The 11,609-nt window shown below is 66.6% G+C and carries 13 protein-coding genes and 1 tRNA gene; 4 read left to right on the top strand and 10 right to left on the bottom strand.

Annotated features, from left to right (window positions below; all coding sequences use genetic code 11):
• Window positions 1–110 precede the first annotated feature (110 nt).
• From pgi to pcnB, 7 genes are all read right to left on the bottom strand, one after another.
• Window positions 111–1,625 carry a glucose-6-phosphate isomerase gene (gene pgi, locus ACVOLJ_RS11200; RefSeq protein ID WP_481564137.1) on the bottom strand — a complete coding sequence of 505 codons (1,515 nt, stop codon included), beginning with the start codon at window positions 1,623–1,625 and terminating at the stop codon, window positions 111–113.
• Window positions 1,622–2,002 (bottom strand): aspartate 1-decarboxylase, encoded by a 381-nt coding sequence (gene panD, locus ACVOLJ_RS11195; protein ID WP_004153087.1) that lies wholly within the window; start codon window positions 2,000–2,002, stop codon window positions 1,622–1,624. Before panD ends, pgi begins: the two co-directional genes overlap by 4 nt.
• A gap of 114 nt (window positions 2,003–2,116) precedes the next feature.
• Complete coding sequence (locus tag ACVOLJ_RS11190; protein ID WP_481564136.1) at window positions 2,117–2,584, bottom strand: hypothetical protein; 468 nt, start codon at window positions 2,582–2,584, stop codon at window positions 2,117–2,119.
• A 91-nt stretch (window positions 2,585–2,675) separates the two neighbouring features.
• On the bottom strand, window positions 2,676–3,515 hold the full coding sequence (gene panC / locus ACVOLJ_RS11185) for a pantoate--beta-alanine ligase (protein ID WP_475278138.1): 840 nt from the start codon (window positions 3,513–3,515) through the stop codon (window positions 2,676–2,678).
• Complete coding sequence (gene panB, locus ACVOLJ_RS11180) at window positions 3,512–4,327, bottom strand: 3-methyl-2-oxobutanoate hydroxymethyltransferase (RefSeq protein ID WP_481564135.1); 816 nt, start codon at window positions 4,325–4,327, stop codon at window positions 3,512–3,514. Before panB ends, panC begins: the two co-directional genes overlap by 4 nt.
• Window positions 4,328–4,361: 34 nt before the next feature.
• Window positions 4,362–4,847 (bottom strand): 2-amino-4-hydroxy-6-hydroxymethyldihydropteridine diphosphokinase, encoded by a 486-nt coding sequence (folK, locus tag ACVOLJ_RS11175; protein WP_481564134.1) that lies wholly within the window; start codon window positions 4,845–4,847, stop codon window positions 4,362–4,364.
• A 3-nt stretch (window positions 4,848–4,850) separates the two neighbouring features.
• Window positions 4,851–6,230: a polynucleotide adenylyltransferase PcnB gene (pcnB, locus tag ACVOLJ_RS11170; protein WP_475278188.1), complete on the bottom strand. Its 1,380-nt coding sequence runs from the start codon at window positions 6,228–6,230 to the stop codon at window positions 4,851–4,853.
• A 49-nt stretch (window positions 6,231–6,279) separates the two neighbouring features.
• On the opposite strand from pcnB, the gene ACVOLJ_RS11165 reads away from it, so the two are divergent.
• A tRNA-Glu gene (locus tag ACVOLJ_RS11165) sits at window positions 6,280–6,354 on the top strand.
• Between the two features lie 446 nt (window positions 6,355–6,800).
• On the opposite strand, the gene ACVOLJ_RS11160 is transcribed toward ACVOLJ_RS11165, so the two are convergent.
• Window positions 6,801–8,225, bottom strand: coding sequence for a sugar porter family MFS transporter (locus tag ACVOLJ_RS11160; protein WP_475278135.1), 1,425 nt, complete (start codon window positions 8,223–8,225; stop codon window positions 6,801–6,803).
• A gap of 190 nt (window positions 8,226–8,415) precedes the next feature.
• Here ACVOLJ_RS11160 and fdxA point away from each other — a divergent pair, with 190 nt between their 5' ends.
• Entirely contained in the window at window positions 8,416–8,739 is a 324-nt protein-coding gene (fdxA, locus tag ACVOLJ_RS11155; RefSeq protein ID WP_313443328.1) for a ferredoxin FdxA, read from the top strand.
• Between the two features lie 90 nt (window positions 8,740–8,829).
• Here fdxA and ACVOLJ_RS11150 read toward each other — a convergent pair whose 3' ends face one another.
• Together ACVOLJ_RS11150 and dapA are read right to left on the bottom strand one after the other, a co-directional pair.
• Window positions 8,830–9,345 carry a hypothetical protein gene (locus ACVOLJ_RS11150; RefSeq protein ID WP_481564133.1) on the bottom strand — a complete coding sequence of 172 codons (516 nt, stop codon included), beginning with the start codon at window positions 9,343–9,345 and terminating at the stop codon, window positions 8,830–8,832.
• 32 nt (window positions 9,346–9,377) lie between these two features.
• A complete protein-coding gene (dapA, locus tag ACVOLJ_RS11145) occupies window positions 9,378–10,271 on the bottom strand; it encodes a 4-hydroxy-tetrahydrodipicolinate synthase (protein WP_475278133.1) in 894 nt (297 codons plus the stop codon).
• Between the two features lie 164 nt (window positions 10,272–10,435).
• Between dapA and ACVOLJ_RS11140 the strand changes: the two genes are divergently transcribed.
• Complete coding sequence (locus tag ACVOLJ_RS11140; RefSeq protein ID WP_025879444.1) at window positions 10,436–10,996, top strand: glycine cleavage system transcriptional repressor; 561 nt, start codon at window positions 10,436–10,438, stop codon at window positions 10,994–10,996.
• A gap of 79 nt (window positions 10,997–11,075) precedes the next feature.
• Complete coding sequence (locus tag ACVOLJ_RS11135; RefSeq protein ID WP_475278132.1) at window positions 11,076–11,555, top strand: peroxiredoxin; 480 nt, start codon at window positions 11,076–11,078, stop codon at window positions 11,553–11,555.
• The last annotated feature ends 54 nt before the right edge of the window (window positions 11,556–11,609 follow it).

Raw genomic sequence — 11,609 nt, 5'->3', positions numbered from 1 at the left:
CCCCCCACACCCCCCGCGGCGCGGGGGCCCGGCCCCCCGGGCATGCCCCGGCGCACCCGGCCCAACCACGGGCCGCGCGGGGCCATGCCCGGCGGCATCCCCAACCCGGATCAGCCCTTCAGCTGCGCCAGGATCTCGCGGGTCATTGGATCGGCAATCGCCACATCCTCGCCCTGCAGTGCCGGCAGCAGGCCACTGGCCAGCTGCTTGCCCAGTTCGACACCAAACTGGTCGAAGGCGTTGATGTTCCAGATCACCGACTGCACGTACACGGCGTGCTCGTACATGGCGATCAGCGCGCCCAGCGCCTGCGGAGTCAGCGCGTCAAGCAGGATCAGCGTGCTCGGCCGGCCACCGGGGTAATCGCGGTGCGGATCGTCGCTGCCCTGGCCATTGGCCAGCGCCTCGGTCTGCGCCAGCAGGTTGGCCAGCAGCGCCTGGTGGTTGACCGTATACGGATCATCGTTATGCACGCAGCCGATGAAATCGGCCGGGATGATGCTGGTTCCCTGGTGCAGCGCCTGGAAGAAGCTGTGCTGCACGTCGGTACCCGCCCCACCCCACCACACCGGCACGGTGTCGGTGGTGACCGGCTGGCCATCGCGCTGCACGCGCTTGCCCAAGCTTTCCATCACCAGCTGCTGCAGATAGGCCGGCAGCAACGCCAGGCGCTGGTCATAGGTCATCACCGCGTGCGTGGCGCAGCCCAGCAGATTGCGGTTCCAGATATCGGTCAGCGCATGCAGCACGGGCAGGTTGCGCGCCAGCGGTGCATCCAGCGCATGCGCATCCATCTGCGCGGCGCCTTCCAGCAGTTGTTCGAAGCGTTCGAAGCCGATCGCCAGCGCGATCGGGAAACCGACCGCCGACCACAGCGAATAGCGGCCACCGATCCAGTCCCACATCGGCAACACACGATCGGCAGCGATCGCGAAGGCCTTGGCGGCACGCTCGGGATTGGCACTGACCGCGTACAGGCGCTCGCTGCCACCGAGCCAGTCGTGCAGGATCTGGCCGTTGAGCAGGGTTTCCTGGGTGCCGAAGGTCTTGGAGATCAGGATGCCGGCCGTCTTCGCCGGATCCAGCGTGGCCAGCGTGCGCTGCATGGCGGCGCCGTCCACGTTCGACACGAAATGCACGCGCAGGCGCGCACCGGTGACCGGGCGCAGTGCATCGGCGACCAGGCGCGGGCCCAGATCGGAACCGCCGATGCCGACGCTGACCACATCGGTCACGCCGCTGTCTTCCAGCGCGCGCACCAGCACGCCCATGCGCTGGCGGATGCCGCGCGCAGTGGCGTAGGCCTCTGCCGCCACCGGCGCATCGACCACATCGCCGCGCAACGCGGTATGCAGCGCAGCGCGACCTTCGGTCAGGTTGACCTGCTCGCCACGGAACAGGCGCGTGATCGCAGCGCCGACATCGCGCTCGGCAGCAAGCGCCAGCAGCGCCTGCAACGCCGCGGCGTCGTACCTCTGCCGGGCGAAATTGACATACAACGGACCGACCCGCAGCGCCAGGTCCTGCACACGACCGGGTTCGGCGGCGAGCAGGTCGGGGATGCTTGCGCCCTTCAGGCGCTGGGCGTGGGAATGCAGCGAGTCGAATCCGTTGTTCGTTGTCATGCGGCCTGGGTCGGGATCGTGTCGTTGGTGTGGGAGATCTGGTTGTTGCCGTCCACGTACACCAGCTTCGGCTTGAAGCTGTCAGCTTCCTGCTCGGTCATGCTGGCAAACGCGGCGATGATGATGATGTCACCGACCTGCACGTGGCGCGCAGCGCCGCCGTTGAGCGAGACGACACCGCTGCCGGCTTCGGCGCGGATGGCGTAGGTCGAGAAGCGCGCACCGTTGGTCACGTCCCAGATGTGCACCTGCTCGAACTCGCGGATGCCGGTGGCAGCGAGCAGGTTGTCATCGATGGCGATCGAGCCTTCGTAGTTCAGCTCGGAATGGGTGACGGTGGCGCGGTGGATCTTGGTCTTGAGCAGGGACAGGTGCATGGGGGACGCTGCAACGGCATAGGAAAGAGCCGATTCTAGCACCCACGGGGCGGCCGGCAGACACCGGCGGCTGGATGCTGCAGGCCGTTCAGGCGGGCCAGCCTGCGGCGTCTGTCACCGCGGTCTGGCCGTAACCAGGACCGCGCGGAACACGCCATGGAAACCCAGCCCGGCCACGAGACCGAAACCGCCAGCGACCAGTACCGACCCGGCATAGCGGATCCAGTCGAAGAGATCCACATAACGCAGGCGCGCCAGCAGCGTACCGTCACGGCCGCCAGGCCAGTCGCAGGTGGCCATGGCCAACGCCCCGAGCGCGGCGCCAGCCAGGGCGATCCAGTACCAGCGCAGCCGTCCGCCGGCCAGCAGCATCAGCGTCATCGGCAGCAGCACCGCAACGGCATTGCAGAATCCGAGCAGGAACATCAGCCCGGCGCCGGTCACCGCCGTACCCAGGTCTCGCCCGACTCCGGGAATGGCCAGCAGTACCCCGACCAGCAGGGCCGGCAGCAGTCCACCGGCGAATGCAGCAAGCATCGCCGCCACGGCACGACGGCCGGCGCTGGCAGGTTGAGGGAGCATGTCGGGCAGGTCGTCCGTGACGGGCAGGTTCCGGGCCCTGGGCAGGGCCCGGGCGATCAGCCGATCCACGCCCTGCGTGGATCGGCGGAAATCAGAATTCCAGGTTGTCGATCAACCGGGTCGTACCCAGTCGCGCGGCCAGCAGTGCCACCCGTCCACCGCCATCGAAGGTCGGTTCGGCCAGCTCGGCAGTGCGCAGCACCGCGTAGTCCACCACGAAGCCGGCGGACTGCAGGGTGGCGACAGCGTCCGCCTCGATGCGCTCGCGTGCCTGACCAGCTACGTAACCTTCGCGCATGCCCAGCAGGGTGCGGTGGAGGGTGGTTGCCAGCGGACGTTGCTCGGCACTGAGGTATTGATTGCGCGAGCTCTTGGCCAGGCCATCGTCCTCGCGCACGATCTCGGCACCGACGATCTGGATCGGGAACGACAGCTCGGCCACCATCTGCTTGATCACCGCCAACTGCTGGTAGTCCTTGCGGCCGAACACAGCCACATCCGGCTGCACCTGCAGGAACAGGCGCGCCACAACCGTGCACACGCCGTCGAAGTGACCCGGGCGACTCGCGCCCTCCAGCACTTCACTGACGCCCGGTGCGTGCATCTGCGTGGTCTTGTCCACGCCCAGCGGGTACATCGCTTCCACGCTGGGCAGCCACACTGCATCGCAGCCCACCTGCTCCAGCCCGGCCACGTCAGCCTCGGGCGTGCGCGGATAGCGGTTGAAATCCTCGTTCGGGCCGAACTGGGTCGGGTTGACGAAGATGCTGGCCACCACCTTGTCGGCGTACTGCCGGGCCAGGGTCACCAGCGCATGGTGCCCCCCGTGCAGGTTGCCCATGGTCGGCACCAGTGCCACGCGCAGGCCCTCGCGCTTCCACTGTGCGATCTGCGCGCGCAGCGCACCCAGTTCGTTGAAGGTCTGGATCATTGGGCGTACGCGTGTTCTTCGTCGGGGAAACTGCCATCACGCACGGCATCGGCGTAGGCGCGGGTGGCACCGGCCACCGACCCGCCTTCGGCAAGGAAATCCTTGACGAACTTCGGGCGGCGATGACCACTGTCCAGGCCCAGGAAGTCGTGCAGCACCAGCACCTGGCCATCGCACTGCGGGCCGGCACCGATGCCGATGGTCGGCACCGGCACAGCGGCCGTCACATCTGCGGCAACCGGGGTCGGCACGCATTCCAGCACGATGATGCTGGCACCCGCCTCGGCCACGGCCTTGGCGTCCTCCACCAGCTGGCGCGCTGCATCGCCGCGGCCCTGGATCTTGAAGCCGCCCAGGCGCAGCACCGACTGCGGGGTCAGGCCCAGGTGCGAACAGACCGGGATCTCGCGTTCCACCAGGTAGCGGATGATGTCGACCTTGAAGCCGGCACCTTCGATCTTGACCATCTCCGCGCCTGCCTGCAGCAGCTGCAGCGAAGCATCCAGCGCGCGCTCGGGGGTGGCATCAGCACCAAACGGCAGGTCGGCGATCAGCAGCGCACGCTGCAGGACGCGGGCCACCGCGCGGGTGTGGTAGACCATGTCGGCCACCGTCACCGGCAGGGTCGAATCATGGCCCTGTACGACCATGCCAAGGGAATCGCCGATCAGGATCAGATCGACGCCATTGGCATCGAAGGTGCGGGCAAAGCCGGCGTCGTAGGCGGTCAACATGACCAGCTTCTGGCCTTTGCGCTTGGCCTCGGCCAGGGCGGGAACGGTCCAGGGCTTGCTGTCTGCGTGGGTGCTCATGTGCTGATAACCGGGGGAGATAACCCGGGCATTATCACCCTATCGGCGCGATCCCGCAGGCATCCACCCGCATTACTGCATCCTGCACGCGACCATGCCCGGGAATGGCCAGATCCGCAGCGATTTCGGCCAGCGGTACCAACACGAAGGCACGTTCGTGCAGGTAGGGATGCGGGACTGTGAGCTCAGGCAGGTCCAGCACCTGGTCGCCGAACAACAGCAGATCCAGGTCCAGCGCGCGCGGCCCCCAGTGCACGGCGGGGTCGCGTACGCGGCCAAAGCGCTGTTCCAGCGCCAGCATGGCCCGCAGCAGCTCGAGCGCCGGCAGACCGGTCTCGATCATCGCCACCGCGTTGATGAAGGGTGGCTGGTCTTCAATGCCCCATGCAGGCGTTGCGTACAGGCGCGACGCCTGCAGCAACCGGCTTCGGGGCAACTCGTCCAGCGCGGCAATGGCCGCGCGGACGGTAGTGGCTGCGTCGCCGAGATTGGCGCCCAGCCCGATCCATGCAGCGGTCATGGATTACTCGGCGGCACCGGCAGCGGGGCCATCAGGACGACGGCGGCGACGGCGACGCTTGCGCGGCGCTCCACCCTCATCATCGGCAGCGTCGCCGTGCGCGGCATCCGGCGACAACTCCAGCTCATGCCCGGACTGTGCCTGCGCTTCGCGCCAGAAGGCCACATCAGCCTCGTGCTCGGCCGACGCGACCTGGCGCAGGGCCAGGAAATCGAAGGCTGCGCGGAAACGCGGATGGGTCAGCGTGCGCAGCACGCGCTTGCGCTGGCGCGAACTGAAGCGCGCCTGCAACAACCAGATTTCCTGCATCGGCAGCGAGAAGCGGCGCGGCAGTGCGATGGTGCTCAACTGCTGCACGGTGACCCGGTCCGCGGCACGTCGCTGCGCCTCTTCCGGGGCCACACCCTGCTTGAGCAGCGTTGCCTGCGCACGGCAGAACGCCGGCCACAGCAGCAGGGCGAACAGGAACGCCGGCGACACCGGCTCGTCGTTGGCCACGCGTGCATCGGTGTTGGCCAGGCCTTCCACCAGCATGCGGCGCAGCGCACCGGTACGGTTGGACTTCAGCGCCTTGCCGCTTTCCGGGAACAGCACTTCGAACAGGCCGTAGCGTTCAAGCCCTTCAAAGCTGGCCACGCCGTGGCCGGACAGGAACAGCTTCAGCACTTCCTCGAACAGCCGCGCCGGCGCGGCCTCATTGAGCAGGCCCGCCAGCTGCGGAATCGGCGCAGCAGTGCCCTCTTCGATCTGGAAGCCGAGCTTGGCCGCCAGGCGGACCGCACGCAGCATGCGCACCGGATCTTCCTGGTAGCGCTGCACCGGATCGCCGATGAGTTTCATCAGGCGCGCCTGCACGTCTTCAAAGCCACCGGTGTAGTCACGCACCGAGAAATCCTCGATGGCGTAGTACAGCGCATTGCAGGTGAAGTCGCGACGGATGGCGTCGTCTTCGATGGTGCCGTACACGTTGTCGCGCACCAGCATGCCGTTTTCCATCTCGCGGTCGCCGCTGCCATCATCGATGTTGGCGCGGAACGTGGCCACTTCGATGATCTCGCGGCCGAACACAACGTGGGCCAGCCGGAATCGGCGGCCGATCAGGCGGCAGTTGCGGAACAGTTGCTTGACTTGTTCAGGCGTGGCGTCGGTGGCCACGTCGAAATCCTTGGGTTGGCCATTGACCAGCAGGTCTCGCACCGCGCCGCCGACAAGGTAGGCGCCGAAGCCGGCATCGCGCAGTCGATAAAGCACGCGCAACGCGTTCGGGCTGATCTCCTTGCGGGAGATGGTGTGCTGGTCGCGCGGGATGACGCGCAGGCTGAACGGTGATGTAGCAGAGGAAATGATGTTGGCGCTTCCGGTTGAAGTTTCGGGATTGCCCAATGGCATCGAGGTGCATATACTAGCGCTCCTGCATCGGCAGCGACACACTGCTCCCTTCGTCTAGTGGTTAGGACGTGGCCCTCTCAAGGCTAAAACAGGGGTTCGAGTCCCCTAGGGAGCACCAGTCGCCGCAGCAGGAACGGAAAAAGCCCGCCTTTGTGCGGGCTTTTCTGTTTTCCGGAATCGTGTCGCCGACTGGGCTGGTCGCTTGAGCGCCGCCCTGCTATCGGCTTAAGCCGGCGGGGTCACCCAGGGCAGGACACGCCGTGAACCCATCCATGGGGTCTCGATGGCGCCATCCATTGCGCCAACGGTCCAGCCCTGGGTGACCCCGCCCGCCCTGGACGGTTTCCCGCGCGCTGCAGCAACAGCCGATCAGCCTTCAGTACATCCGCTGGCACCATGAAACTGTCAGGAGGGGGTAGGTCGCCCTCTCCAGGACCGTTGGCGCCATGGATGGCGCCATCGAGCACCATGGATGGGCTTTTGCGTGTCCTGGAGAGGGCGGCCTGCCCCCTCACACCGTGGACAATCAGGCGCCGACGAAATGCAACCGAAGCCAGGCACACGTCAGCCCTCCATCTGCTCCAGCTCCTTGCCCTTGGTTTCGCGCACGTAGCCGATGACGAAGAAGATCGAGAGAATGGCCACCGCCGCATAGATGCCGTACGCCCCGGCCAGGCCGATGCCGGCCAGCAGCACCGGGAAGGTCACGGTGATGGCGAAGTTCGATGTCCATTGCGCCGCACCGGCTACCGCCAGCGCAGGGCCGCGGATCTGGTTCGGGAACATTTCGCCCAGCATCACCCACATCACCGGGCCCCAGGACATGTTGAAGAACACCACATAGACATTGGCGGCCACCAGCGCCAACCGGCCCATGCCATCGGACAGCTGCAGGCGGCCATCGGCCAGGCTGCCGCTGGCGAAGGCCACCACCATTGCCACCAGCGCGATGGACATGCCGGCCGAGCCGATCCACAGCAACGGCCGGCGCCCGATGCGGTCGATCAGCACGATCGTCAACAGGCAGGCACCGATACTGAGGCCGCCGGACAGCACGTTGATCAGCAGCGCATCGCTTTCGGAAAAGCCCACCGCCTGCCACAGCACCGCACCGTAATAGAACACCACATTGATGCCGACCAGCTGCTGGAACATGGCCAGGCCGATACCTACCCAGACAATCGGACGCAGCCGGCCGGTGGTCTTGCCGAGCAGGTCGCCGAAGCGCGGCTGGTGCTGGTCCTGCGCCAGGCTTGCTTCGATTCCAGCCTGCTTGGTTGCCGCTGCGTGCGCCCCGTACAACCTGCCCAGCACTGCCCTCGCCTGCGCCTGGCGCCCCTTCATCACCAGGAAACGCGGGCTCTCCGGAATCACCAGCAACAGCAGCAGGAACAGCAATGACGGCAGCGCCTGCATCCAGAACATCCAGCGCCATGCCTCCTGCCCCAACCAGAGCGGCTCGGTGGAAGCGCCGGCGGCCCGCGCCAGCAGATAGTTGCTGAGGAAGGCCGCGAACAGGCCGCAGATGATGGCCATCTGTTGCACCGTGGCCAGCCGGCCGCGATAGCGCGCCGAAGCGACCTCGGCGATGTAGGCCGGCGACATCACGCTGGCCGCGCCTACCGCGAAGCCACCGAGTACGCGGGCGGCCACGAACAACCAGGACGCATGTGCAGCGCCTGCGCCCAGCGCCGACAGCAGGAACATCAGCGCCGCCACGATCAGCACGCCGCGTCGCCCCAGCCGGTCACCCAGCCAGCCGGCCACGAACGCGCCGATCGCACAGCCCAGCAGCATCGAGGCGACCTCGAACCCGAGCGCGGCTCCGCTGGAGTTGAACGCCTGGCGCAGGCCATCGACCGTGCCGTTGATGACGCCGCTGTCAAAACCGAACAGGAAGCCACCCAGGGTGGCCACGCAGCTGATCAGGACGATGAACGCGGTGTTTTCGCCGCCGTCGACGGCGGTACCCGGCTGCACTGGGGTCATGGAGGATCCTGGGTGGAAGGGAGCCCGGCCCGTTCAGGGCCGGTTGCATGAGCAGCCTCGCACAGCCCTGCGCTGCTGCCAAATGGCCCCTGCCCGGGCTCGATCCTGCAGGAGCGCGACACAGCAACCGGCATCGGAGCCCAACCTGTTCTAGAATTGGCAGGTTCAGAAAGCGATCCGCCCCCTACCCATGCCCTTTGTCGTCACCGAAAACTGCATCAAGTGCAAACACACCGATTGCGTGGAAGTTTGCCCCGTGGACTGCTTCCACGAAGGCCCGAACTTCCTGGTGATCGACCCGGATGAGTGCATCGACTGCACCCTCTGCGAGCCCGAGTGCCCGGTCAATGCGATCTTCCCCGAAGACGATGTCCCGGCTGGCCAGGAGGCATTCGTGGCCCTCAACGCCGAGCTGGCCAAAGAATGGCCGGTGCTGACCGTACGCAAGGACCCGCCGGCCGACGCTGGCGAGTGGGACGGCAAACCGGACAAGCTGAAGCTGCTGGAGCGCTGAGAAGCGCTTGTTGTGGCAAGGAAAAGGGCGCCATGGGCGCCCTTTTCTGCTTTTGCGCGCTCGCCGGGCATGGCCCGGCGCTGCCGGCCATTACGGCGCCAGCTTCGCCTTCAGGGCAGCGATCAGCTTCACCGGGGCTTCGGCGGTCGCCGGCAGGCCGCGCGGGTCGACGGCCGAGACGTAGGCGCCGGCATCGACGGCAACCACGCGAATCAGGAAGTTGCTGCCTTCATAGGCCACGTCGTAGGAGCCCAGCAGCTGTGCACGGGTGGCGATGGTCAGGCCTTCGATGCCTTCCAGCGCGGTACCGACCTTGGCGAAGGCCTCGTCCTTGCTGCCGGCGACGGTGAAGCCGGTGTTGGCCGCAGCCGGGGCAGCGGCAGCCGGCGCGGCCGGCTTGGTGGCCGAGCTCAGGGCCGGCACCTGGTTGTTGCCGGAACCCGCCGGCAGGTTCAGGTCCGGCGGCACTTCCAGCGGACGCACTTCCGGGGCCAGGGCGTAGTCACCCTTGACGCCACGCTTGAAGCAGCCGGTGGTGCCGGCCACGGTGGCCACGGCAAGGAGTGCGAAGGACAGCACGCGGACGGCGGAAACGGATTGACGCATGTGAATCTCCTGGATCAGACCAAGACAGAAGGTCAGTGGCTGGAAAGGGCTTCGAGGGCGGCGATATCGCCGGCGAGATGGTCGGCGGCAGGCGCGTGTGCAGCCGAAAGCGGCAGCAACGGCAGGCGCAGATCGTGACCGATACCGATCCGACGCAACAGCGCCTTGACCGGAATCGGGTTGGATTCGACACCGCAGAAGTCATGGAACGGCTGCAGGCGCGCATCCCAGGATTCAACGGCTTCGTGATCGTGGGCGGCGGCCAGATCGCACATGCGGCGGTAGGCGCCGGGCAGGACGTTGGAGCCGACCGAGACCAGGCCTTGCATGCCGGCCTGGATCGAACGTGCTGCGGTACCGTCGTCACCGGTGAGCACGGCAAACGCCGGGCTCTGCAGGTCCAGCAGTGCCCGCACGCGGCCCATGTCACCGACCGCCTCCTTGATGCCGACGATGTTCGGATGGCTGGCAAGCTCGGCCACGGTTTCCGGCAACATGTCGCAGCCGGTGCGGCCGGGCACGTTGTACAGCACCACCGGCAGGCCGCCCTGGTCGGCCACGGCGCGGTAGTGCGCGATCAGGCCGGCCTGGGTCGGGCGCACATAGGGAGGCGTGACCACCAGCGCATGGGTGGCCCCCAGCGCGGCGGCGCGGCGGGTCTGCTCGATCGTTTTGGCGGTGCCGGACAACCCGGTGCCGGCCAGGACCGGAACGCGGCCGGCAATGCGTTCGACCGCGCTGGCCAGCAGCTGGTCGTACTCCGCATCGGACAGGGTGGCGGCTTCGCCGGTGGAGCCGGCAACGACAACGCCTTGGACGCCGCCCTCCAGCTGCAGGTGCAGCAGGCGCTGCCAACCGTCGGGGTCGAGTGCACCGTCGGCCCGGAAGGGGGTCGCCAGCGCGGTGATGAGGCCGGAAAGGGACAAGGACGTGCTGCTCTTGGCTGGGAAGGGAAAACGCCCGCCACGAAAGGCCGGGGGCGACTTGAATGTTACTTGCGGCGCGAAAGCACGGGCAAGTATGCTGGACACCGGTGGATCCCCGCCTCTGGCGGGCATTCAGACTAACGCATGCATTACCCGGAATCGCCTTGACCGACACCACCCCGCGCCCAGCGCCCAGCGAAAACCACCTCCTGATCAACGCCTATACGACGCATCCGGAGTCCCCCCTGCTGTCCGTCACCCGCCGCATCGCCGACAGCGGCTGCAATCTGGTGGATGCACGCCTGGCCACGGTGGGCCGCGATGTCTCGGTAACCGCGCTGGCCACCGGCTCCTGGGATTCGGTGGCCAAACTGGAAGCCATGCTGACCCGCCTCGAACGCGAGGAAGGCCTGAAGCTGGTCTGGTACCGCACCGAGGCCAAGCAGGCGCAGTCCAACCTGCTGCCCTACATCGTGGAAGTCATCGCCGCCGACAAGCCGGGCATCCTGTTCCAGTTGGCCGACTTCTTCGACCGCCAGGGCATCACCATCGAAACCCTGCAGAGCACGCGTTACCGCGCGATGCAGACCGGTGCGGAGATGTTCAGCGCGCAGGTCACCATCGGCGTGCCGGCCAACATGCACATCGCTGCGCTGCGCGACGATTTCCTCGAGTTCTGCGACCACTTGAACCTGGACGCGATCATGGATCCGATGAAGTTCTGATTTTTCGCGCGCTCCTCACGGGCGCGTGGCGTTTCATGCAATTGTCTTGGAAAGAACCCAGGCTCCGCAGAAGGACCTTATGAACAACGGCGACACCCTGGACAGCACCACCCTCTCCCTGCCGCTGGCACTGTCCGGCGGCGCCCAAGCCTCCCTTGGCGACTTCGCCGGCCACTGGCTGGTGCTTTATTTCTATCCCAAGGACAGCACCCCGGGCTGCACCACCGAAGGCATCGACTTCAACGCGCTGCTGCCGGCCTTCAAGAAGGCCGGTGCCGTCGTGCTGGGCGTGTCGCGTGATTCGGTGAAGTCGCACGACAATTTCTGTGCCAAGCAGGGCTTTGCGTTCCCGCTGGTCAGCGATGGCGACGAAGCGCTGTGCAGCGCCTTCGACGTGATCAAGATGAAGAACATGTACGGCAAGCAGGTACGTGGCATCGAGCGCAGCACCTTCCTGATTTCCCCCGACAGCCGCATCGTGCAGTCCTGGCGCAAGGTCAAGGTCGCCGGCCATGCCGATGCCGTTCTCGCCGAACTGAAGGCCTCCCAGTCCAAGTGAGTCCCACTGCCTACTGTGTCTGCCATCACCCTGCCCCGCAGCAGGCCGTGGTGG

Source organism: Stenotrophomonas sp. STEN046 (assembly GCF_056759755.1).
Note: the sequence above shows the minus strand (reverse complement) of the source record. Positions and strands in the feature narration are given on the sequence as shown.

Excerpts from the sequence above, each read along its gene's own strand:
- pgi (WP_481564137.1), bottom strand. The coding sequence starts at position 1,625 with ATGACAACGAACAACGGATTCGACTCGCTGCATTCCCACGCCCAGCGC.
- panD (WP_004153087.1), bottom strand. The coding sequence starts at position 2,002 with ATGCACCTGTCCCTGCTCAAGACCAAGATCCACCGCGCCACCGTCACC.
- ACVOLJ_RS11190 (WP_481564136.1), bottom strand. The coding sequence starts at position 2,584 with ATGCTCCCTCAACCTGCCAGCGCCGGCCGTCGTGCCGTGGCGGCGATG.
- panC (WP_475278138.1), bottom strand. The coding sequence starts at position 3,515 with ATGATCCAGACCTTCAACGAACTGGGTGCGCTGCGCGCGCAGATCGCA.
- panB (WP_481564135.1), bottom strand. The coding sequence starts at position 4,327 with ATGAGCACCCACGCAGACAGCAAGCCCTGGACCGTTCCCGCCCTGGCC.
- folK (WP_481564134.1), bottom strand. The coding sequence starts at position 4,847 with ATGACCGCTGCATGGATCGGGCTGGGCGCCAATCTCGGCGACGCAGCC.
- ACVOLJ_RS11160 (WP_475278135.1), bottom strand. The coding sequence starts at position 8,225 with ATGACCCCAGTGCAGCCGGGTACCGCCGTCGACGGCGGCGAAAACACC.
- fdxA (WP_313443328.1), top strand. The coding sequence starts at position 8,416 with ATGCCCTTTGTCGTCACCGAAAACTGCATCAAGTGCAAACACACCGAT.
- ACVOLJ_RS11150 (WP_481564133.1), bottom strand. The coding sequence starts at position 9,345 with ATGCGTCAATCCGTTTCCGCCGTCCGCGTGCTGTCCTTCGCACTCCTT.
- ACVOLJ_RS11135 (WP_475278132.1), top strand. The coding sequence starts at position 11,076 with ATGAACAACGGCGACACCCTGGACAGCACCACCCTCTCCCTGCCGCTG.